Here is a 22,948-nt window from a genome sequence, read left to right as displayed (position 1 = left end):
GTTTCATTAGCCAAACCCTGAAGTAAAGAAAGCAAATTATCCTGAAATCAAGCCAGCTCTTTTCAACAAGGCATCTTGCTTTGGTTCTCTCCCACGGAAACGCTTGTAGAGAATTGAGGGGTGTTCACTTCCTCCAGCCGCAAGCACATTTTTGACAAATGAATCAGCCGTTGCCTTGTCAAATACCCCTTTCTCTTGAAACAGCTCGAATGCATCTGCATCCAGTACCTCCGCCCATTTATAGCTGTAATAACCAGATGAATAGCCGCCTTGGAAAATATGTGAAAAAGATGTGCTCATTAGCGTTCCGGGCACTTTCGGTAATAAATCTGTTGGCTTCATTACTTTTCCCTCAAAGTCAGAAATACTCGTAATCTCACTTGGATCCTGGCTATGATAGGCCATATCTAAAAGCCCAAAACTAATCTGTCGCAAGGTTTGATAGCCTTGTTGGAAGTTTGATGCCTTTTTGATTTTCTCGATCAGATCTTCAGGAATTTTTTCTCCTGTTTCATAGTGCTTCGCAAAAAGATCCAAACACTCTTTTTCGTAGCACCAGTTTTCGAAAATCTGAGATGGAAGTTCCACAAAGTCCCAAAATACACTTGTTCCTGAAAGTGACTCATAAGTACCTTTTGCCATCATGCCGTGAAGAGCATGTCCAAATTCATGGAAGAGTGTAGTCACTTCATTGAATGTCAGTAAGCTCGGCTTTGACTTTGTTGGCTTGGTGAAATTGCATACGATAGAGACATGCGGGCGAATATTCTTACCACCTTTGATGCTTTGTCCTTTGTAACTAGTCATCCAAGCGCCATTTCTTTTGCCTGGGCGAGGGAAAAAGTCAGCATAAAATACTGAAAGGTACTTCCCATCCTTGTCTTTGACTTCGTAGGCCGTTACATCCTTATGGTAAAGCGGGATTGCTGGCGCTGGAGTGAAGGTGATGCCAAAGAGCTTTTGTGCTGTTTGGAATACGCCATCGATCACTTTTTCCAACTGGAAATAAGGTCTTAACAATTCGTCATCTAGCGAATATTTCTCCTTTTTAAGAAGTTCGGAATAATAGGCAAAGTCCCATTTTTTTAATTCAGAAATCCCGTCAAGTTTATTGGCAAATTCTGTTAATTCTTTCAATTCAGAGACACCTTTGGGCTTGGCTTTTTCCAGTAAAGCATCCAAAAAGGAAAGCACCTGATTTGGACTTTTGGCCATACGCTCTTCAAGTACGAAATCAGCGTGACTTTTATATCCCAAGAGTGTAGCCCTATCATGTCGAAGTTTCAGGACTTTTTTGATGATTTCTTGATTGTCAAGTTCATCACCTTTTGCACATTTGGTGCCGTTAGCCATAAAAAGTGTTTCACGCAACTCCCTGTTTTTGGCATAGGTCATTGCAGGAATATAGCTGGGATAGTCCAGTGTAAAAGCCCATTTTCCGGGGTGCCCTTTTTCTTCAGCTATTTGCGCAGCGGCTTCTTTGATCCCATCAGGCAATCCATCGAGATCAGATTCATTAGCTACGAAATGGATAAATTTGTTGGTCTCGGCCAATACATTTTCGCCAAATTGCAAGGAGGTTTGAGCTAGCTCCTGATCTATTTTTCTTAATTGCTCGGCTTTCTCTCCTGTAAGTTTTGCTCCGTTTCTTACGAATGATTTGTAAGTTTTTTCCAGTAAAGTGGCTTGCTCCGCATTTAATGCCAATTGTTCTTTTTCCTCAAAAACCTGCGCTACCCGCTGGAAAAGCACTTGATCCAGAAGGATGTCATTGCCATGTTCGGTGAGCAGTGGAGAAATCTCCCGAGCTAGGGATTGGATTTCTTCATTGGTTTCCGCAGAATTCAGGTTGAAAAATATTCCGGCAATGATTCCGAGCCTTTTGCCTGAACCGTCCAGTGCTTCTATCGTATTTTCAAAAGTTGGAAGAGCTTGGGATTTGATGTTTTCTATATCCTGTTTTGCTTCGGCTATTGCTGATTTGATGGCAGGAAGAAAGTGATCTGGGGTGATTTGGTCAAATGGAGCAGTGTCAAATGGCGTGGCAAAATCTGCCAATAATGGGTTATTCATAAATCTAAAATCGTTTGGCTATCTAAACAGGGGCATTCCTAGAAGGTTCAATTAAATGACCTCCTTTTGTCAATTCGGTGGCTAATTTACCGATTTGAGTTGGATTGCGTGATCGCTACGTAGGAGAAATACATTTAAAGAAAAAAATGCACTTCAGAATTTTAATCCAAAGTGCATTTTAGAGGGAGTATCAATAGTCCAAGTCACAACTCATGGCATCCATACCGATAGGAGAGCCGTCTGGTGCTTTCAAGGTTTCTTGGGGAACAAGTTCTTCTGGAAGAGTTAAGAAGTTTTTAATCTTTTCACCAAGGTAATTGCTATGCTGTGCAGCAGCATCCCATCCCTGATCAGCTTGCCCTTTTGTATTGGCAAGGTTTCCCAGTCTTGATCTTGAAATAGCTCGGATAGTGTTGGATACATCTGCATTTTTTGCCAGAGCGATCAAATGATCTACGTATTTTGACTGCGTCATGAGTGCGATTTCTAGATTGATATCCTCGTTCTTTGGAGTCAGGAAAATTTGGTCTTCTATAGTAGTCAACATCTCATTAAATCCGAAAAGATTGCTTTGCTGTAAATGCTGTAAGTAAACTCGACTTATTCTCGCTCCATCCAGCATGAAATCGAAGGTCAGGTCAACGATAGTTTCCGCCGGTGCAATAGGGTCAAAGATCGGGCTGACTCTTGAGACAAAGGTTTCTCTAGTTCTACCGTATCCGAATGGGCGTGGTGGAATCAGCTTGAGAATGTGATCTGGAACACGAAGTTGATCTGGGGAGATCGTAAGTAGAAGTGCATTCAAAGCTGCTTCTTGATCACCTGAATGTACCCAACCGTGATTTGGCTGATTGTCGCCTTTTACTCGGTACCTATAATCCACACCGCCAATTAATTTGCTCGTAGCCTCTATTTGGTATCTGTGCATCAAATAAAGTGGCACAAATACTTCTTCCAGCAAGGCATGAGGTTGTCCTTCCGGGATGGCATTCAAACCGAAAGTTTTCATGCGATTTTCTCTCAATTTCAGCATTCGGGTCAATTCCTCAGATGCCGATACTCCATTGTCCCATAGATGAGAAGTGGGATGTGCTCCGTTTTGCGCTCTGGAGTCTGAATCTGTGATAAATTGATGACCTGCATCATACGTATCTTCTAAAGTCTTTTTGAGAAATGCAGCTTCATCTTGCCCAGCAGGAGTCACAGCATATCCGTATTTGATCGCCCATTTATCCCAATCGCCGATTTTATCATCATAAGCATTACTTAGGTCAAGCTCACCATCCGCTGTTTCTGTAATCAGTGGATATGGGTAATCCATCACCGAGGAACGGTTGTCCGCTGAAGTCGCATAGCTGTGGGCCAGTCCAATAGTATGACCTATTTCATGCGCAGAAAGCTGCTTCAGTCTGGCTACGGCAAGTTCTAGCATTTTTGGATTAGCCGGAGCACCATCTTCGAATGGCTGCAATAGCCCCTGGGCTATTAAATAATCCTGTCTCACGCGCAAGGAACCTAAGGAAACATGTCCTTTTAGAATCTCGCCAGTACGTGGATCACGCACACTTGCGCCGTATGACCAGCCACGGGTAGAGCGGTGAACCCATTGAATTACATTGTACCGCACGTCCATTAGATCCATCCCTTCCGGTGCCAGTTCAACTCGAAATGCATCGATAAATCCTGCAGCTTCGAAAGCTTGGTTCCACCAGTTTCCTCCTTCGATCAATGCTGAAGCTACCGGCTCAGGCGTACCACGATCCAAATAATAAACAATTGGTTCTACAGCTTCGGACATGGCCGCAGTTGGATCTTTCTTCTCCAATCTATGGCGGGCGATGAATCTCTTCAAGATTGGTTCCGAGATCGGTGTGGTGAAATCCATGTAGGAAATACTTCCAAAACCAGCCCGAGGATCAAATTCCCGAGGCTCGTACTTATCATCAGGAAGTTCTATAAACGAATGGCGCTGGCGAACAGTCACAGCATCCGGTGAAGGAGTCACAGATCTTAGATTCCCACCTGTAGCCTGACCAGTGAGTGTTATGGTCATCTCAACTTCCGTGTTTTGAGGGAAATTTTTGGTCATTGGGGCATACAACCCAGAACGGCTAGCATCTACCCTGAATGATCCCTGGCGACTTCTTGTTAACGTTTCACCAACTCCATGAGCATCCTGAAGATAAAAGTTCGTGGCATCCACGATCAGCTTTTCCCCGTCCTTCTGTGCGATTTCAAATCCCCAAAGAATGGATTCTGCAAAGGCATCTTTGATGGATTGAACTTCAGCTGGATTATCGGAATAAGCTCTGAAATCATAATTCTTATGAACCAGGAAAAGCTTGTTTCCAGATTTCCTGAACTCCACAATTCTGGTGTCACCGAGCTGTCCACGATCTAGTCCAATGTCATTTGATCCAATTCCAGCAGTCAGCGAATTGACATAGAGGAATTCCCATTCCAGCTTATCAACTTCGAGGTAAATCTTTCCTTTTTCTTCATCTAAATAAAAAGGGATGAATCCATCTTTCTTACTCATTTTACTCAAATCAAGGTTTTGGGCAAAACCAGCATTTAGCGAAAAGAGCGAGATTATAATTACTAGTAGGTGTTTTCTCATAGGGGTTGGTAGTTTGAGTACAAATTATCAAAAAAGAGGCTGTTGCACATACCATTGATGGAAATTTAGCGATGTAGCATGTATCGAATCAAGAATGTGGTTTCAGTTTGTCTTGCGCCATCAATTTCTTGTAGCCCAGAACTGATCTTTTCTCGGTCAGTATATGCCGTTCTAGAAAATCTAACATAGGTAGTGATTTGTGAATTGATTTGATATTGGCCTACTAGATAGGTACGCATTCCCTGTCCCGCAAAGGCTGGAATAGAGAAAGTCCACAATACATTGTTTTCAAAAGCATAGATTCTTGTGTCATAATCATCTGTTTCAAAAAGGGCTACTCTTCCAGTCAATCTGAATTTATTGAAACTGTATTGGGCATCCTGAAGTACCATGAAACCTGATGTTTTTTTCGAATTGTAATTTACCCGACTAAAGAGAATTCTGGATCTGAAAAAGAAGGCTTTGCTGACCTGATATTCTAAACTCAATAGTCCATTGATTTTGTTTAATGGCCTAACTTGGTAGGGGAGAGATGGTTCGCCAGAATCCGATAAATTCCTGTCTTTTTGTTCTTCTCTGATTTGGAAAAATGCCGTGAGGTTTCGATTGGGCTGGAAACTAATTCTTGTGAGCCATTCGTATCCACTCGAAGGCGCATAAACCCGATATCTCATCCAAGGAAATCTGAAGAAATCGTAATAGACATTGATTTTCCATTTGGGAATTGGTTTGATCTGGATTCCTAGATAAACTCCCTGTTCATTGGCTGGCCGAGTGCTTTCAGCGAATGCATTTGCATAGAAGCTATGAAAATCCTTTTCGTATTTTCTCCACAACAATGAAAAATCAACTTGCTTACTTAAGCTGGAGACAAACCCAATCACGTTGCCTTTTCCTCCAGATTGGGATAGGGCGGATTCTCCAAAAAGGAAAAAGTTTTTCCAGTTATAGCTCAAATAGAGACTTCCTACGCTATTGCTTTGCCCTGCAAAATCAAATTGATTATAGAGTGTAGGTGCCTTGATCCAAGGATGATTAAACTTTGTGAATAAGTAGTTTGTGCCAGCTTGCAATTTTCCCGATGTGGAAGAATACTGGATGTTACCACCTAGACTCAATTCCCGAAATTGATTTTTTGTGCCAAGTTCACTTTCCGTTCGATGGAGACCACTTTGGTTGAATGAATTAATCGTCAGATCTTCTGAAGTCAACGTATCTAAGCTAGCAGCGGCGCGACCATCTCTGGGAGCATAGGAAGCTATTAGACTGCTTTGCCAATTGCCACTTTGATAAGTAAGACCGGCTCCGCGGAAAAAGCCAAATTCTAATGCCGCGGTATAAGGTAGAATTCCAACGCTACTTCTCCTCACAGTTGGAACTGTCTCAGAGCCTTTTCCTAATGAATATCCAGCTCCGAATACCAAGCCTTGACCAAATTGTGCTTGGAAGTCACCCAAAGCGATGGTTTTCCATTTTCCCACATAATACTTCGTGAAGTGAAATGAGAAAAAGTTAAACCCATATCGTGCGGTTTTTCCATCCCAGATAAACTGCTCACCAGGATCTTTATCTAAAGTAAACCCAAGACTGAAATCCCGAGCATGTTGGACCCGAAACCTGAGATAGAATTCGTTTGGATCTCCCAAGTAGCGACTTGAAATCCTCCCTGTAGAACTTGTGTCAGCTGGTGTAAATCCTTTTCGGGTTTCCCAAGTTCTGCGATGACGAAGTAGGAAATAAGCTTGTTCCTCAGTTATAATCCGCTTCCAAAAGGTTTGAGTTTGGTTTGAGGTACCAGCTCCTAAAGTTAAAAATGGAAGTACTTGCTCGATTGTTTTGATATCAAAACCTGGTACCGCTTGGAGTTCGTAGAGCGAAATCAAAGGTCCAAATTTGTCTCGATAGCTAATCAAATTTGTGATTTGGCTGGGATCTAGTAGATAGCTTGCGGCTAAGACTTCAGCATTTGCCCGATTGATATCAATAGGATTTAGATATAATTGGAGTAGCACTTCATAAATTGATTCATAATCTATGTCCTCATCTTGCACTGGGAAAAGTCGCTCCATAAATGACTCCAGATCAATTTCTTTCTGAGGCGGTTGCTGGGCATAGGATGAGAACGCAAGGCAGCATGAAAGGAGCACTATGAGAATTATAGGCTTCATTTTTCACTAAATGAGTATCCTAAACTTATATGATTAGTGCTTCCCAGTGCCTGATTTTGACCATAGGCATAGTCCAAACTCATTCTATTTGATTTGAGTCCAATCCCGAAATACAACCTGCTTGGGTTGCTGTTGATGCCTGTTCTAAGGAATATCCATTCTTTAATACCGTATTCTAAACCTGCTTTGACGACAGGTTTGATTTGAATATCCTTCTCTACTTCAAGATGAATTTGAAGTTGGTTTATGGGCAAATAGAAAATTCCTAAGCTTATACCAGTGGGTAATCCTGTTTCCGAGTCTTTTGAGAGTTTGGATCTACTGAGGTTTGAGATACTGGCTCCAATAGAAAAGTTGGGACTGAGTTCTGCCATTCCTCCAAGGCTGAAGATTAGGCTACTTCCACTCCCAAATCCTTCAATTTGGGTTTGAAACCATTCTAATTTTCCACCTAAACTTACTATTCCTAATTGATTTGCGAACGCCAATCCTAGGGATTGCTGATTGAATAGTTTTCCCCCATATCGGGTGAGGCCAAATCCAAGTGTTCCTGCCTTGATTTTCCAAGCTCCAACTAGATCTACTGTACTAAGTTCTTTTAGCCCGAATCTAAGGTCATATCCGGCAGAGATTCCTGATGATTCCAGTTTCGCCAGACCGCCGGGATTATTGAAATAACTCCAAGTATCCATCCCATGTACCCGTAGATTTCCCATGGCTTGGCTTCGTGCGCCATGAACCTGCGTAAGGGGATCTGTTTGAGCTTTTGCCAAGAAAGGCAGACCAAACAGGAAGCAGAAAAAAATCAGTTGCTTCATATAGGTTGAGAAAAAAGCCTTAACTAATTTAGTTAAAAACTTGATTATCAACCCTACTAAGTAATATTTTTTTAATCCTTGGGGTTAGAAAGGAGTGGAGAAGTTGAAAAAGAAGTTTCCTTCTCGGCTGTTGTTCAAGGAATATTCGAATCGTAAGACAGAATCATAGAAGCCGATTAAGTCGATTCCAGTACCATAACCCATCAGGTATTTATTTGCCAATCGGGAGTTTTCAGGAATATTATTTCTATCCTTCACGTAGCCATGATCGAAATTAGCGCTAAGGTACAAGCGGATTGGGATCGTGCTGAATTGCTCTAGTTTTACCAGGTTTGAAATGTCGATTTCCCAGTCCACAAATTTCCATCTAAAGCTATTTTTATGCACATAGAGTTGTTGTCCTTCGATTACGTTTAGCTCATACCCACGAACGAAATTTGGGCTGTAACCTATGCCTCGGACTAATGTGTAGGGTTGGTTGGTGCTTAAGAACCAATCGGCAGTCAATCCAGTGTTAAAGTGGAATTTGTCAGAAATCTTAAAATACTTGTTGGCAGTGATGTTTATTTCTACCTCATCAAGTTCTTCGGTGAAGATTATGCCATATTTTGTAATGGAAAGATCAAGTAATTCCCCATCAGTGGCATAGGATACATTGTCTCTGCGATCGTGACGAAACGTGTAAGTAGCAAATGCATAGCGCAGCTTATTTGAGTTTTGCTGAAAATAGTTGGGGTTTTCTGCCAACACATCATCGCTTACCCAGGTGCCACTATATCCGACCGTCAGGAAGTGGTAATTATAATAGCTCCTTCGGTAGGTATATCTCAATGCCGCAGCAAAGCTTTTCCTGATTATATCTTCGTTTTCATTCGTAAAGAATACTTGCTTGTTGTATTCAGACCGAATTGGGATAGTCTTATTTTCCTTAAATGTAAGCTGAGCGGCGAGCCCATGTTTTTGGTTTTTGTCAATGTAAGGTTTGCTGTATTGCAAATCCAGCGCTTTAGTAAAACCTAGCTGACCAGCAAATTTCATTTTTTCATTTCTCCCTCCCACATTGCTGTGGCTGAGTCTTAATCCATAGTTTACTCTGGAGAAGTCCCGGTTTTGGTTGGTCCACCATTCTGAGAAGTTTCTATCGGCAAGCTGGAAAATTATTTGAGGGACGATATACCAGCGCTCTTTAACAGTAATGAGGATTTCTGCCTCATCATCTCCAGTCAAAAGGGGGGTGATTTCTACTGAAGTGAACAGTCTTAGGTTATAGATTTTCTTCTGATCAGCAATCAGAATTTCCAAAAAAGTGTTCCAATCGTAATAAAAGTCAGTCGTGAAATCCAACTCTCTCAGAATTACGCTTTTCCTTGTTTTTTCATTCCCAACTATAAAAATATTGTTTATTCTCACGCTATCCGGAGTGGTAGTACTAGCCGGCGCAAAAGAAGTGTCTCCTTGTGCATAGCTTCTATTATCACTAGACTTTAGATATAGAGCTAAAAAGAGTATTGAGAAATAAAGGATATTTGGTTTCTTGAGGATCAAGAGGGAATTCTGAAAGGTTGTTATAGGTTAATTACGTAACGTCACAATTATAGGACTTATTCATGGCAAAATCCATACTTCGAAAGATAGCTATATTTCCAGTCTTGGTGTATCAATACACTATTTCTCCCTTATTTCCTTCTAGTTGTAGATTTACGCCTACATGCAGTAATTATATGAAGGGTGCCATTATGAAACATGGTGTTTTCAAAGGTGGCTGGATGGGATTGAAGCGAATCGCCCGTTGCCATCCTTGGGGAGGCCACGGGCATGATCCGATTCCTTAGTTTTTTTCAGGTTTCAAGCCATTTTTCAAAGCTCTAGCCACAAGTACTATTCCACCAATTACCAACGGGATACTAAGCAACTGTCCCATATTGAATGCCATAGCGTCTTCAAAGTCCACTTGGCTTTCCTTGAAGAATTCCCAGATAAACCGCATTCCAAAGACTGTAATCAGGAAGATTCCAAGTAGAATTCCTTCTGGCAGGCGTTCTTTGTATTTGTTCCAAAGTCCATAGAGAACCAAGAAAATCACAAAGTAGGAAAGAGACTCATAGATTTGGGTGGGATGCTTAGTCCTACCAAAGGTCTGGACAGTCACTAGGTAATGGTCTCCTTTATCTGAAATGACCATGTTCAACGGGCTTTCCACCGGTTCGGCTAAGTAATCTTGACTTGATCTGAACTGGGTCAGAGCGTACTTAATGTCCCGTCTCAAAGTTGTTTCCAGCTCTTCGAGGCTGTAGGTGCCTTTGGTGATTTCCAGGTCAATATTCACAGGGACGACCCCATTTCCTACCAGTTCTCCTTGACGATCAGCCGGCTTGTAAGGATCTACAGATTCCACTGGCACCTTCAAAGTACTTAGTAGTTCCTCACTGTCCCACGCGTAAACTATCCCGTAATCCGAGCCGGTGTCTTTTCCCCCGATTTCTGAGTTCATCAGGTTCCCAAAGCGGATCAATGCTCCCGTCAATGCTGTGACAATCACAATTCTGTCCACCACCCAGAGATAGCTCTGTCCAGGAGTTTTTTTGGCATAGATCCAAAGTGCAATCAGAATAGCAATGGCCGCACCATGACTGGCAAGCCCACCCTCCCAAACTTTCAGGATTTCTATAGGGTTGCTTAAATATTTGGCTGGCTCATAGAAAAGCACATGACCAAGTCGAGCACCTATAATGGTTGCCAAAACCATGTAAATGGTCAATTTGTCAACTAACTCAGGGTTTTGACCTTCCTTTTTGAAGAAGTGTACCATGAACTGCTGTGAGATAACAAAGCCAGCTGCAAAAAGGATACTATACCAAGGTGGTCTCTCCCAGCCGGGAATGACGGATGGGTTAGGATCCCATACCATATAGTTCATGATTAATTCAAGCATAGTTGAAATTTTATAGTTGTTCTAATTGTGCAAGTTCTTCGGCAAATCCACCGGACAAAATCGGAAATCTGTACCAAGTTTTAGGATCGACATTGAATTCATCCAGATGAAAAGAAGGGGCAAGACGCTCTCGTTTCCATTGATTTCGGGACCAAAGTTGGAAGAATTTTTTGATATAGCCTTTCAAAGTGTCAGGTTCCAATTTTAATTCTTCGGAAAGGATAAGATAAATATCCATTGGTGAACGTCTATCGCGGATGGCAAGTTTTTCTATTTCTACAATAACTGCATAAGGCATCAAATCCTTTTCATCGGTTTGAGTTCTCTCCAATGGGCGCAGTTCTGCAGTTGGCTGAAGGGAGTTGACTTTGGCCAGGCCTGGTCGGTCCAGATTTTTTTCTGCCCAGCTTAGCCAGTTTAGGATGAAATATTTATCTACTGCAGCGATGGGAGAGATACTTCCAGAAGTATCACCATCCATAGTGGCATAGCCTACATCTCCTTCACTTCGGTTGGAGGTGGAAAGAAGCAGAGCATTATTGATATTTGCCAGCATCCAGATGATAGGGGAGCGGGTTCTGGCTTGGATGTTTTGCAGGGTGATATCATCGTGCTCCCAAGTCAGTTTCCTGCCTATCGCCTTTTCTATTTTGGAGGTGTAGGAATTTACTTCTTCATCGATCTCCCAATGATAGAATGTCGCTCCTAAACTATCTGCAAGAGATTCTGCAGAGGAGAAGGTGTCATCCGATGAGTTTTTGGTTCCTTGATATGCAGTAGTCAGAATTGACTTCATCAAGTCCTTCTCGGGATTTGGAGAAGTAGGGACGTTTTTGAATCCAGCTTTTTGGCAAAATCCTTCCAATCCCAATTCATCAATTCCTCTCTTCACCATCTCAGCTACCAAAATTGCAATAGAAGATGAATCTGCTCCTCCGGAAAGCGAAAGTACAAATCCAGTGCTTCGGCTTTTTCTCATGTAGTCGAAAAGTGCCAAAGCCGAAGCTTGGGTAAATTCCTCATTCTTAGGGTTTATGGGAGCAATTCTTTGGGTTTTAGGTTCTAGATAAAAGCTGTTTACCTGAAAGTCTTCGAAAGAAAGTAGTCTGTTTCTGGAAAGGATTTCACCAGATTTGGCTAGCATGATTTCTCCGTCGAAAATCATCCTGCCAGCCTCGTTTCCGAGCAAATTTGCGTAGCAATAGTAGCAGTCAAATGTGGCAGAACTTTCCTCCAGCAATTCTGTTCTGAGCTGAGATTTTCCCATTGCAAAATGGCTTGCACTCGGATTGAAGATCAAATCAACTTTACGTTCACAAAGGCGAAAGCCTGGTCTTAACTTTCCTTTCCAGGCATCTTCGCAGATTTCGAACCCGTAATGAATTTCCTTGTGTTGAAAAGTTAGATCCCCAAGCGGGATCATCTGATTCTGAAATTCTATTTCAACAACTTCATTTGCAATCCATGGAGTAAACCATCGGAATTCGTAGTGAACTCCATCTATAGCCATGAATTGCTTTGCGACAAAGCCTTTGACAATACCATTATCTATGACAGCAACGCAGTTATAAACTTTATCCTCAATCCTTACAGGTAAACCTACGGCTACAGTGATTTCCTGACAATGTGGGAGTAAAAGCTCCAGCTGTGCAAGTGCTTTTTTGGGATACCACATACTCAAAAATAAATCCTCAGAACCATATCCTGTTATAGCCAATTCAGGCAAGCACAGGATTTCTACGTCTTGTCTTTTCGCTTCTTCAATTGCCTGAATGATTCTGTTCAGATTGCCTGACCAGTCTAGTGGTGTTTGATTGACAGTAGCTCCGGCTATTTTTATAGAAGGCATAAATGGATTTAATTTATCCTAAAATTACTCAGCTATGTGGCAATTCTTAGTGTTTCGCAGGCATTTTTGGAGGCTTCCTGCTCGGCTTTCTTTTTGGTACTTCCTTTTCCCTGTGCTACTTCTTCTCCTCCTACTTGTAAAGCGACTTTAAACTCCTTGAAACGTTGATTACCAGTGACACTAAGGACTAAAAATTCTACTTGCTTATTTTCCTTTTGTGACCACTCGATGATTTTACTTTTGTAATTGGTGGTAGTAGCGATCATACTTTCCACATCAAAGTGAAGTAGGATTCTATGGGTGATGAAACTCTTAGTGAAATGGTAGCCCTTGTCAAGGTAAACAGCCCCAAGGAATGCCTCAAGCATATCACCATAGAGTGATTTATTGCCTGTAAAACTTCGCTCCCCAAGCTCCATGTCAAGCGCCCGACGCAACCCGATTTTAATTCCGGTATCGTTTAGTGTCTCTCTGTTTACAAGCTTAGATCGGGTCTCAGTAAGGAAACCTTCGTCGCGAAACGGGAATTTTTGGAAAAGGAATTCAGCGATTACGGCCCCTAGAATAGCATCTCCCAGAAATTCTAAGCGTTCGTTTGAAAGTCGGAATCCTTGTGAAGTCTCTTCACCTAGACTGGAGGGGGTAAGCGCTAGTTTGTACAATGATAAATTAAAAGGCCTGCTCCCCGTCATCAATCTGATGGAGGCAGCAAGCCTTTTGTCTTTTTCACTGTAGAAGAGATGAGAGAATCCGAGTCTTTGAAATAATTTCAAAATCCAGATTAATTATATTTTTTGAAGATTACTGAACAGTTATGTCCACCAAATCCAAATGTATTGCTCAACGCATAGTTTATCTCTCTCTTCTGCGCTGTGTTAAATGTTAAGTTCAATTTCGGGTCAAACCCTTCATCATCTTCGAAATGATTGATCGTAGGAGGTACAATTCCTTTATTCATGGCAAAGATACAGGCGATAGCTTCAATAGCTCCTGCCGCACCCAGCAAATGACCAGTCATTGACTTTGTACTACTAATGTTAAGCTTGTACGCGTGCTCTCCGAAGATTTTCTGAATAGCCTTGATTTCACCTACATCACCAAGTGGGGTAGATGTACCGTGGACGTTGATGTAATCAATGTCTTCTGGTTTCAATCCTGCATCTTCCAACGCAATTTTCATCACATCGCTTGCTCCCAAACCTTCTGGATGTGGGGCTGTGATATGGTGTGCATCAGCAGTCATTCCTCCACCTACAAGTTCTGCATAGATTTTGGCTCCACGTGCTTTTGCATGTTCTAATTCTTCCAGAATCAATGTGCCAGCTCCTTCGCCCAGAACAAATCCATCACGATCCTTATCAAAAGGTCGGGAGGCAGTTTCCGGAGAATCATTCCTTTGGGATAGCGCCTTCATAGCATTGAATCCACCAATACCTGCTTCGGTAACTGCTGCTTCTGATCCCCCACTGATGAAAATATCAGCTTTGCCCATTCTGATGTATGTGAAAGCATCAATAAGGGCATTGGTACCGGAGGCGCAGGCAGAAACTGTTACAAAGTTTGGACCGCGAAAACCATATTTAATTGATAGAAAACCGGCGCTGATATCAGCGATCATCTTGGGAATAAAGAATGGATTGAATCGTGGTGTCCCATCTCCTGTGGAGAAGGTAGTCACTTCATCCTGAAAGGTTTTTAACCCTCCGATTCCAGATCCAAAGATTACTCCAGCTCTTGATTTATCGATTTTTTCAAGATCCAATCCCGAATCTTTCATGGCTTCATCAGCTGAAATCATGGCATACTGGGTGAAAGGATCCATTTTCCGAGCTTCTTTTCTGTCAATAAATTGCTCGACGTCTAGGTTTTTGACCTCGCAGGCAAATTGGGTTTTGAAAAGTGAAGCATCGAATTTGGTAATCGGCGCAGCACCGCTCACACCATTAGCCAGACCGTTCCAGAATTCCTCTGCGGTATTGCCTATTGGTGTGAGGGCACCTATACCTGTTACAACAACTCTTTTTAAATTCATAGAATGAATTTAGGAATTATTATTTTACGTTAGCTTCCAAGTAGGTAACTGCTTGTCCTACAGTACCGATTTGCTCAGCCTGATCATCAGGAATAGAGATGTTGAATTCTTTTTCGAATTCCATAATCAATTCTACAGTATCAAGAGAATCAGCACCAAGATCATTGGTAAAGCTCGCCTCCAAAGTTACTTCAGACTCTTCTACGCCAAGTTTGTCAACGATGATGGCTTTTACTTTTTGTGCAATTTCAGACATTTTGTGATCAGTTTAGTTAATAACACTTCGCAAAGAAATATATTTAATGCCTAATTGGCAAAGAAAAGATTCAAGTAAATTTTTAAGCAAAAGACAGACCCTTGAAGTTGAATTATATTTTCTAACTTTGTTTCCATTGATTTTTTCACTGCATGAAGAAGGCCAAGTTACTAATTGAACATACCTATGATTTCGAGCTTTTGGGGCTTGTATCGCCTGTTAAGGACTATAAAATGGCCTGGCTCATCAACAGGGATTTAGACTTGAACCTAATTAAATCTGATGATCTTTTATTGGAATTTATGACCCTTCCAAGCCTGAAAATCTCTCAATATTTCCTTTCTTTACCTCATGGATTTGTTCAACTTTTGCGGAATAAGGCCCTTAACTCAACAAATCAAGTATCATATTTAATCCCGGAATTGAAATCAATGGACTATTTCCTTTTGGTTCAAGACGAGACCTTTCAAATAAGTATTAATACATTTGCGAACCAGCTGGCAAAAAATCGCTACGTTCAAAACGTGATGAAGCTGGATGTAAGCAAACTTAAATCAAAAGAAAACCTATTAACTTATTAATCCCCTAATGAGCCAATTCAATAAGACAAAAATTCTAGCAACTATAGGCCCTGCTTCAAATAATTACGAAACCATCAAAAGCTTGGCAGCTGCTGGTGCAAATGTGTTTCGATTGAATTTTTCCCATGGTACACATGATATCCATGCCGAAGTAGCTGCGATAATTAGAAAAATCAATAAAGATGAAGGATTAAACCTTGGTATTCTTCAAGACCTTCAGGGTCCGAAAATCCGAGTTGGTGAAGTAGAGAACAACGGGGTAGAGATCAAGCCAGGAGAATTGATCACAATCACTAATGATCCTGTCATAGGAACAAGCCATTTAGTAAGTACAGTCTATCAGAACCTTCCAAACGATGTAGTCAGTGGAGATAGAATCCTGATCGACGATGGTAATTTGGAGGTAAGGGTGAATGACACAGATGGCAAAAATGTCAATTGTACAGTAATCCACGGCGGTATCTTAAAATCAAGAAAAGGCATCAACCTCCCTAATACTAAAGTTAGTGCTCCTTCATTGACTGAGAAAGACATTGAAGATCTGGCTTTTGGTCTTGAGCAAGAAGTTGATTGGATCGCTCTTTCTTTTGTAAGATCAGCGGAAGATATTATTGACCTAAGAGAAAGAATCGAAGCAAAAGGAAAAGTTTGTAAGATCGTTGCTAAGATAGAAAAGCCTGAAGCGCTAGATAATATCGATGCGATCATCGATGCTACTGATGCGATCATGGTGGCTCGTGGTGACTTGGGAGTGGAAGTTCCTATGGAAATCGTTCCGCTTTGGCAAAAGAGAATAGTAGAAAAGTGTAAGCTTGCCTGCAAGCCTGTAATCATTGCCACCCAAATGATGGAAAGCATGATTACTAATCCTCGCCCAACTCGTGCAGAAACCAATGACGTAGCAAATGCTGTCTTGGATGGCGCTGATGCGGTGATGCTTTCTGCGGAAACTGCTTCTGGGAAATATCCAGTAAATGCAGTGAAGGCGATGAGCAGTATCATTAGCTATTTAGAGGAAAATGCTGATATCTATCACAACCTTTATAAAATACCAGAGGATGACGATACCTTCTTGAGCAACAATTTGATTTTGATGGCCTCAAGACTTTCTAGAAATGTGAAAGCAAAAGCTATTGTGGGAATTACTTCCTCTGGTTTTACAGGATTTAGAATAGCGTCTCACAGACCGTCTGCGAGCATCTTTGTGTTCACTAGAAATAAGCCATTAATTACTCAGATGAGTTTGGTATGGGGTGTACGTGCCTATTTCTATGAAAACCAAGTTTCCACTGATGCTACTTTCACAGATATTGAGAATACCTTAAAAGGTGATGATCACGTGAAAACCGGGGATATTATCATTAATACGGGAAGTATGCCGCTAAAGGAAAATGGTAGAACCAACATGCTGAAAGTGCACATCGTAGAATAAGTTTCTTTCAAATATTAACTAGAGAGTCTCGATATTCCATCGGGACTCTTTTTTTGCTCTAGAACTTTTGCGAAGCTGAGATGGATTTTTAACTGAATCCCAAATGAAATACTTGAATATGATTATCCGCAATGCTACCAGTTACCTAAGATTCTTCGCTAATCTGGTCGTCCCGATAGCTACGAGAGACCGATGACGGGTGACCGAAGTACCAGCAATTCTAAAGTTTAACATATTCTATATTGCCCTAGCCTACTTACTGGCAGAAAGGCGGATATACATATACTTGGATGTTTTTTCCACAAAAAAAACGGCTGAATATCTCCAGCCGCCTAATCTCAAATTTCAAATATTAAATTTCAATTTTTTTAAGTATGCATCGCACCATTCACTTGAAGCACTTGTCCTGAAATATAACTACTCATCTCAGATCCTAGAAATACACAAGCATCAGCCACTTCTTCTGGTCTTCCGCCACGCTTCATAGGAATTCCATCTCTCCAGCCTTGTACAGTTTTTTCGTCCAGAACTTCAGTCATTTCAGTTTCAATAAACCCTGGAGCAATTGCATTGCATCTGATGTTTCTAGAGCCAAGTTCCAGCGCTACAGACTTTGTGAAGCCAATGATACCGGCTTTTGAAGCTGCGTAGTTAGCTTGTCCGGCATTTCCTTTTACACCCACTACAGAAGTGATATTGATGATGGATCCTGACTTAGCTTTCATCATGGTTCTGTTTGCTGCTTTGACGGTGTTGAAGCAAGATTTTAAGTTGATTCCTATCACTTCGTCCCAAGCTTCCTCCGTCATTCTCATCAAAAGGTTGTCGCGGGTGATGCCTGCATTATTAATCAATACGTCTAATGCACCAAATTCCGCAACTACAGAATTTACCAGTTCCTCAGCAGCTTTGAAGTCCGAAGCATCAGATCTATAGCCTTTGGCTTTGATGCCATAAGCTGCTAATTCTCTTTCTAGTGTTTGGCCTTTTTCCACACTTGACAAAAAAGTAAAAGCGACATTTGCGCCCTCTTGTGCATATCTGATTGCGATTGCTCTTCCGATGCCTTTAGATGCGCCGGTGATCAATGCCGTTTTTCCTGAAAGTAATCCCATGGAGTTCTAAAATTTTGTTTGGCCAAAATTAGAAAAAAAGCTAAAACTTTCGATTCAAAAATTGATTTCCCTTGTAATTCGCTACTGATAATAGGTAATAGTTTGTATAATTACTTATGTAAGAAATATAATTTTATAAATGTAGTTTTATGTGAAATATTGATTGGAAACACCTTGTTGAGATAGCTGATATTAGTGTTTTTCGTTGAAATAGAGATTAAAACCAAATTTTTTTCTGAAGCCAAAAGGCCTATTTTTGCATAGTTTCAACTCGTTTAAAATAACTCAAAATAGATATGTCTTCGACAAAATTTGACGTGATCGTGGTGGGTAGTGGACCAGGTGGCTATGTGGCTGCTATCCGTGCTTCCCAACTCGGTCTAAAAACTGCCGTGGTAGAAGCTGCGGAATTGGGTGGTATTTGTCTTAACTGGGGTTGTATTCCCACCAAAGCTTTATTGAAAAGTGCTCAGGTATTTGAGTACATCAATCACGCGGCGGACTACGGCATTACCGTAAAAGATGCCAGTGCTGATTTTACCGGTATCGTCAAAAGAAGCCGAAGCGTAGCTGATGGAATGAGCAAGGGAGTAACCTTCCTGATGAAGAAAAATAAGATCGAAGTGATCAAAGGTTGGGGTAAAATCCAGCCAGGCAAAAAAGTAGAAGTTACAGACAGCGAAGACAAGAAAACTGTCTATTCCGCAGACAACATCATTATCGCAACTGGTGCCAGATCTCGTGAGCTTCCTTCTATGAAGATCGATAATAAGAAAATTATCGGTTACCGTGATGCAATGACTTTGGATAAAATGCCTAAGAAAATGGTTGTTGTTGGTTCCGGTGCAATCGGAATTGAGTTCGCCTATTTTTATGCAACCATGGGCACTGAAGTGACTATCGTAGAATTTTTGGATAGAATCGTGCCGGTAGAAGACGCTGAAGTTTCCAAAACTTTGGAGAAGCTTTATAAAAAAGCTGGTATGACTATCATGACTTCGTCTGAAGTAACTGCAGTAGATACCAAAGGCGCTGGCTGTAAAGTGACTGTGAAAACCGCAAAAGGCGAGGAGACACTTGAATGTGATATTGTGCTTTCTGCTGCTGGCGTAGTTTCAAACTTAGAGAATATTGGTTTGGAAGATGTTGGAATCTTGGTAGATAAGGGCAAAATCAAAGTTGACGAATATTATAAAACAAACATGCCGGGCTACTATGCTATCGGTGATGTGATTCCAGGTCCAGCTTTGGCTCACGTAGCTTCTGCAGAAGGAATTATCTGTGTGGAGAAAATCGCTGGTCAGAATCCTGAGCCCTTAGATTACGGGAATATCCCAGGCTGTACCTATTGCTCTCCTGAAATTGCCTCTGTGGGTATGACAGAAGCAAAAGCTAAAGAAGCAGGCTATGAGTTGAGAATCGGTAAATTCCCATTCTCAGCATCAGGCAAAGCATCTGCTGCTGGCGCAAAAGACGGTTTCGTGAAATTGGTGTTCGATAAGAAATACGGAGAATTACTTGGCGCACATATGATAGGGTCTAACGTAACGGAGATGATCGCTGAGATTGTAGCTATTCGTAAACTGGAAACCACAGGTCATGAATTGATCAAAACCGTGCATCCTCACCCAACCATGTCAGAAGCTATTATGGAGGCAGCTGCCGCCGCTTATGACGAGGTGATCCACCTTTGATATAAATATTTTAAAAATAATAGACACAAGACTTACAAGTGTAGGTCTTGTGTTTTACATTTAGGGAAGAATTTTTCAAAACACTAATTTTTGCAGGAAGAACAACTCATCGCCGGACTAAGGGCAAAAGACAGAAAGACAACAGAGTATTTGTATGACAAATACTCTAGAGCTCTCTATGCGGTGATATCAAGAATTGTGTTTGATAAGGATATAGCAGAGGAAGTTTTTCATGATTCCTTCGTGAAAATCACAAGGAAAATAGATCATTACGAGGAGTCAAAAGGGCGTTTATACACTTGGATGGCCAATATTTGTCGTAATTCAGCCATCGATAAGCTTCGCTCCAAAGAAATTTCACAATCCGGTAAGACCAACACAATAGATGACTTCGTATATGGAATGGAAAGCCAGTCAGGCACCCAGGAGCATATAGACGGGATCGGAGTGAGGGAACTTATGATTGATCTCAATGATGACCAAAAGTTTATCGTAGAGTATATTTACTTTAAGGGATATACGCATTCAGAGGTTTCGGAGGAATTCGAAATACCTCTAGGCACCGTCAAGTCTAGGGTGAGAGCGGCAATACAAGTGTTGAAAAAAAATGTAGCAAGAATCTAGTGGATATTCAATCTTACATATCGTCAGGTAAACTGGAGCTTTTCCTCTTGGGAGAGTTGACGGAGCGAGAGCGTGAGGAGGTTTTGAGCCTGGCTAAGATTTATCCCGAGATTCAGAGAGAGTTGGATGAATTGGAGGAGACGATGTTTGCCTTTGATACTATGTCTGGTGTTGCTCCATCTCAGGAGGTGAAGGATAAGATTTTTGCCACTCTTGAGAATGACTTTATTTTAAAAGAAGCTCCAAAGCCAACAGCTGTACCTGCAGACGCTAAAGTCGTGCCTATCAGCAGTCCTTGGAAGCCTTTTGCGATAGCAGCATCTATTGCCGCAATCGTAGCCTCAGGAGCAGCATTCTATTATGCTGATAAATATCAGGAAAGAAATGACCAGTTCACTGCCTTACTTCAGGATCAAAGCGTAATGGCTGACAACCTGAATCAGGTGAAGCAGGAATATCAGGAAAAAGACTCTCAGCTTGATAAGATGATAGCTGGAGACTTCAAGCGTGTGGAGATGAGAGGCGAAGGTTTTGAAATGCAGAAAGATGCCAAAGTAGATGTCTTCTGGGATCAAAATGCGCAGGAAGTCTTTATCGCTGTGAATACCTTGAATGAGCTGAGCGATGAGTTTGATTACCAGCTTTGGGCTATCGGAGACGGCGGTCCTGTGGGAATAGGCTTGGTCAACTCAGGTGAAAAACTGACTTTACAGCAAATGGAAGCAGTAGCACAAGCCGGAGCTTTTGCTATTACCATCGAACCTAAAGGAGGATCTGAGGCGCCTACACTGGAGAAGCTGGTTGTGCTGGGAGAAGTTACTTGAGAATTTAAAATTTAAAATGATATAATTTAAAATTGCCTGTTCTGAAAAGAGCAGGCTTTTTTCATTATCGGGAAATAGAAGCATTTTTAACTCCCTTTTCTCATTAGCAAATCTCCGAGAGTTTCAAATTATCCGTGCTTTGTGGAATAGCTTATAAGTAAAATGGAAAATCCGAGGTTGGATCAAATTTAAACTAAAACCAATACAGTTGTATTACATGCTATATGGTAGAAAACTAAATAAAAAAAAGGCTGTCTCAGAAGCTGGACAGCCTTTTGGTGATGTTAATTATAACACTACTTTGAACGAATTATTAAGTACAAGTTGTGCAACATGGTTTAGTACCCAAAGGGTTTGGGCACGAAATAAGTGGAAGAGGCCAATCTGGCGTATTTATCTGAACCCCTATATTTAAACATTGACCAAGAGGGGTGCAAGGATCTAATGATTCCTGACTTCTGACTGGCATACTTAGAATGATCAACAAAACAACTGTTGAATAGAAGCGAATAGATTTTAGAACTTTCATAAATTATAATTTAGGTAAAACATTAATTATATAAAATACCTCTTTGCTAGATTCATATTTGAATTTTGGTACTGCCATTAGTAGTTTATTGGGGCCAATGACTACATGTGGACCTGTTAAATAATCTGGTAGAGTAATATCTCTACTTATTTTTTTCCCATTTTGGAAAATTGAAATGGCTTCTACATAATTAGAAAATATAAATTGATTGTATTCTTCGGAATCACCATAGTCAATTCCCAATGATTCAAATTTACTTTGATTCATTGCTTTTAAATAGGTTATGTAGGTTTTATCTTCAATAGAAACCATTCTATTGATCCTTGAATCCATTGCTGTTTTGAAGGCATCATAATCATCATTTTCATAATTTCCTTCATTTAGTTTGAACTCATCTAAGTTAAGTTTATATGAATTTATATGAATGAATTCTTTGCCATTAAATTGATACTGGTAAATAGTCGGGTCTTGTGAATACAGGACATTTAAGTTACTATGTTTATGATTAAATGAAAAGTGTGTGATATAAGGTGGTAGTAACCTTGATTTACTTAGATAAGGACTATTTTGCTCAAAATGAACGAAAGTGTCAAAAGTACCACTTGTGGTGTCTATTAGAGTCAAGTTTTGAATTTCCTGAAAAAACTCTTTTTGAAGATAATTAAAATTAACATCATCAAAATTGTATGAAGAAATGAAAAAAACTTTATCCTTATAATCAAAATGCTCTATACTGAAATAAGGATTAAGAAACTTTGGCTGAGAATTAGGGTTTTTATGAAATAATTTAATTTGCCACGTAGAATCATATGAATAAAGACCTGCATCACTCAAAATTAGAAATTCATTTTTATTTTTAGAAAATGATATTGAATTCAAGCTCCCTTTAAATGAATTATTGCCCGCGTTAAGATTATCAAAATTGGATAGGATTTCATTTTTTTCGTTAAATACCAAAATAACTTGATTTCCTTTAGACTTGTCTACTGCCAAATACTTTGAGGATTCTTGCTGATAGTCCACAACACTTAAATTGCCAATGTAATCAATTGAAATAGTGTCTTCAACTACTAATTCATACTCAGGTAATATTTTTTTTTCAGAGTTATCTGTAGTGCAGAAACTTGTCAATAATGTTAATGAAATAATCGAAATATAAGCTATTACGTTTATAAAAGTTTTCATTTGTATCTATTCAATTCCTTTAAAAATTAAAATACTATTTGTTTACTAATTGTCAGCAATGATCTATGTGTTTATTAATCAACACTTTAATTTGAGTGGGTCTTTTGATAAACTAAGTAATCTTATGCTGGTATTAACCAAATTGTTTTTTTTTTTTTTTTTTTATTTACCAAATTGTTTTTTTTTTTTTTTTTTTGATTTCCAAATATTATCTCA

At 40.5% G+C, this 22,948-nt stretch carries 18 protein-coding genes; 6 read left to right on the top strand and 12 right to left on the bottom strand.

Annotation, left to right across the window (positions count from 1 at the left end; genetic code table 11):
* Nucleotides 1–36 precede the first annotated feature (36 nt).
* From BM386_RS11715 to BM386_RS11695, 5 genes are all read right to left on the bottom strand, one after another.
* Complete coding sequence (locus BM386_RS11715; protein ID WP_091694144.1) at nucleotides 37–2,073, bottom strand: M3 family metallopeptidase; 2,037 nt, start codon at nucleotides 2,071–2,073, stop codon at nucleotides 37–39.
* 190 nt (nucleotides 2,074–2,263) lie between these two features.
* Nucleotides 2,264–4,693 carry a zinc-dependent metalloprotease gene (locus tag BM386_RS11710; RefSeq protein WP_091694143.1) on the bottom strand — a complete coding sequence of 810 codons (2,430 nt, stop codon included), beginning with the start codon at nucleotides 4,691–4,693 and terminating at the stop codon, nucleotides 2,264–2,266.
* Between the two features lie 65 nt (nucleotides 4,694–4,758).
* Nucleotides 4,759–6,861, bottom strand: a complete 2,103-nt coding sequence (locus BM386_RS11705; RefSeq protein ID WP_091694140.1) for a helix-hairpin-helix domain-containing protein — start codon at nucleotides 6,859–6,861, stop codon at nucleotides 4,759–4,761.
* Nucleotides 6,858–7,679, bottom strand: a complete 822-nt coding sequence (locus BM386_RS11700) for a PorV/PorQ family protein (protein ID WP_091694137.1) — start codon at nucleotides 7,677–7,679, stop codon at nucleotides 6,858–6,860. Before BM386_RS11700 ends, BM386_RS11705 begins: the two co-directional genes overlap by 4 nt.
* Nucleotides 7,680–7,763: 84 nt before the next feature.
* Nucleotides 7,764–9,224 (bottom strand): POTRA domain-containing protein, encoded by a 1,461-nt coding sequence (locus tag BM386_RS11695; protein ID WP_139235895.1) that lies wholly within the window; start codon nucleotides 9,222–9,224, stop codon nucleotides 7,764–7,766.
* A 62-nt stretch (nucleotides 9,225–9,286) separates the two neighbouring features.
* On the opposite strand from BM386_RS11695, the gene yidD reads away from it, so the two are divergent.
* Nucleotides 9,287–9,511: a membrane protein insertion efficiency factor YidD gene (yidD, locus tag BM386_RS11690; RefSeq protein WP_091694134.1), complete on the top strand. Its 225-nt coding sequence runs from the start codon at nucleotides 9,287–9,289 to the stop codon at nucleotides 9,509–9,511.
* Here yidD and BM386_RS11685 read toward each other — a convergent pair.
* From BM386_RS11685 to BM386_RS11665, 5 genes are read right to left on the bottom strand one after another with little or no spacing between them, the layout of a single operon-like run.
* Nucleotides 9,508–10,611 carry a prolipoprotein diacylglyceryl transferase gene (locus BM386_RS11685; RefSeq protein ID WP_091694132.1) on the bottom strand — a complete coding sequence of 368 codons (1,104 nt, stop codon included), beginning with the start codon at nucleotides 10,609–10,611 and terminating at the stop codon, nucleotides 9,508–9,510. The genes yidD and BM386_RS11685 overlap by 4 nt on opposite strands.
* Nucleotides 10,612–10,621: 10 nt before the next feature.
* Complete coding sequence (gene nadE, locus BM386_RS11680) at nucleotides 10,622–12,460, bottom strand: NAD(+) synthase (protein ID WP_091694129.1); 1,839 nt, start codon at nucleotides 12,458–12,460, stop codon at nucleotides 10,622–10,624.
* Between the two features lie 32 nt (nucleotides 12,461–12,492).
* Nucleotides 12,493–13,233: a ribonuclease III gene (rnc, locus tag BM386_RS11675; RefSeq protein WP_244545513.1), complete on the bottom strand. Its 741-nt coding sequence runs from the start codon at nucleotides 13,231–13,233 to the stop codon at nucleotides 12,493–12,495.
* A gap of 8 nt (nucleotides 13,234–13,241) precedes the next feature.
* Nucleotides 13,242–14,492 (bottom strand): beta-ketoacyl-ACP synthase II, encoded by a 1,251-nt coding sequence (gene fabF / locus BM386_RS11670; RefSeq protein WP_091694126.1) that lies wholly within the window; start codon nucleotides 14,490–14,492, stop codon nucleotides 13,242–13,244.
* 19 nt (nucleotides 14,493–14,511) lie between these two features.
* A complete protein-coding gene (locus tag BM386_RS11665; protein ID WP_057940051.1) occupies nucleotides 14,512–14,748 on the bottom strand; it encodes an acyl carrier protein in 237 nt (78 codons plus the stop codon).
* A gap of 152 nt (nucleotides 14,749–14,900) precedes the next feature.
* Here BM386_RS11665 and BM386_RS11660 point away from each other — a divergent pair, with 152 nt between their 5' ends.
* Together BM386_RS11660 and pyk are read left to right on the top strand one after the other, a co-directional pair.
* A complete protein-coding gene (locus tag BM386_RS11660) occupies nucleotides 14,901–15,329 on the top strand; it encodes an IPExxxVDY family protein (RefSeq protein WP_091694123.1) in 429 nt (142 codons plus the stop codon).
* 7 nt (nucleotides 15,330–15,336) lie between these two features.
* Nucleotides 15,337–16,761, top strand: coding sequence for a pyruvate kinase (pyk, locus tag BM386_RS11655; RefSeq protein ID WP_091694121.1), 1,425 nt, complete (start codon nucleotides 15,337–15,339; stop codon nucleotides 16,759–16,761).
* Nucleotides 16,762–17,129: 368 nt separating this feature from the next.
* Here pyk and fabG read toward each other — a convergent pair whose 3' ends face one another.
* Nucleotides 17,130–17,876: a 3-oxoacyl-[acyl-carrier-protein] reductase gene (fabG, locus tag BM386_RS11650; protein WP_091694118.1), complete on the bottom strand. Its 747-nt coding sequence runs from the start codon at nucleotides 17,874–17,876 to the stop codon at nucleotides 17,130–17,132.
* A gap of 296 nt (nucleotides 17,877–18,172) precedes the next feature.
* Here fabG and lpdA point away from each other — a divergent pair, with 296 nt between their 5' ends.
* From lpdA to BM386_RS11635, 3 genes are all read left to right on the top strand, one after another.
* On the top strand, nucleotides 18,173–19,570 hold the full coding sequence (gene lpdA, locus BM386_RS11645; RefSeq protein ID WP_091694114.1) for a dihydrolipoyl dehydrogenase: 1,398 nt from the start codon (nucleotides 18,173–18,175) through the stop codon (nucleotides 19,568–19,570).
* 90 nt (nucleotides 19,571–19,660) lie between these two features.
* On the top strand, nucleotides 19,661–20,194 hold the full coding sequence (locus BM386_RS11640) for an RNA polymerase sigma factor (RefSeq protein WP_091694111.1): 534 nt from the start codon (nucleotides 19,661–19,663) through the stop codon (nucleotides 20,192–20,194).
* Entirely contained in the window at nucleotides 20,194–21,018 is an 825-nt protein-coding gene (locus tag BM386_RS11635; protein WP_091694109.1) for an anti-sigma factor, read from the top strand. The genes BM386_RS11640 and BM386_RS11635 overlap by 1 nt, the downstream gene beginning before the upstream one ends.
* A gap of 532 nt (nucleotides 21,019–21,550) precedes the next feature.
* On the opposite strand, the gene BM386_RS11625 is transcribed toward BM386_RS11635, so the two are convergent.
* Entirely contained in the window at nucleotides 21,551–22,732 is a 1,182-nt protein-coding gene (locus tag BM386_RS11625; protein WP_091694105.1) for a hypothetical protein, read from the bottom strand.
* Between the last annotated feature and the right edge of the window lie 216 nt (nucleotides 22,733–22,948).

Source organism: Algoriphagus locisalis, from assembly GCF_900116615.1.
GTDB classification, from domain to species: domain Bacteria; phylum Bacteroidota; class Bacteroidia; order Cytophagales; family Cyclobacteriaceae; genus Algoriphagus; species Algoriphagus locisalis.
Note: the sequence above shows the minus strand (reverse complement) of the source record. Positions and strands in the feature narration are given on the sequence as shown.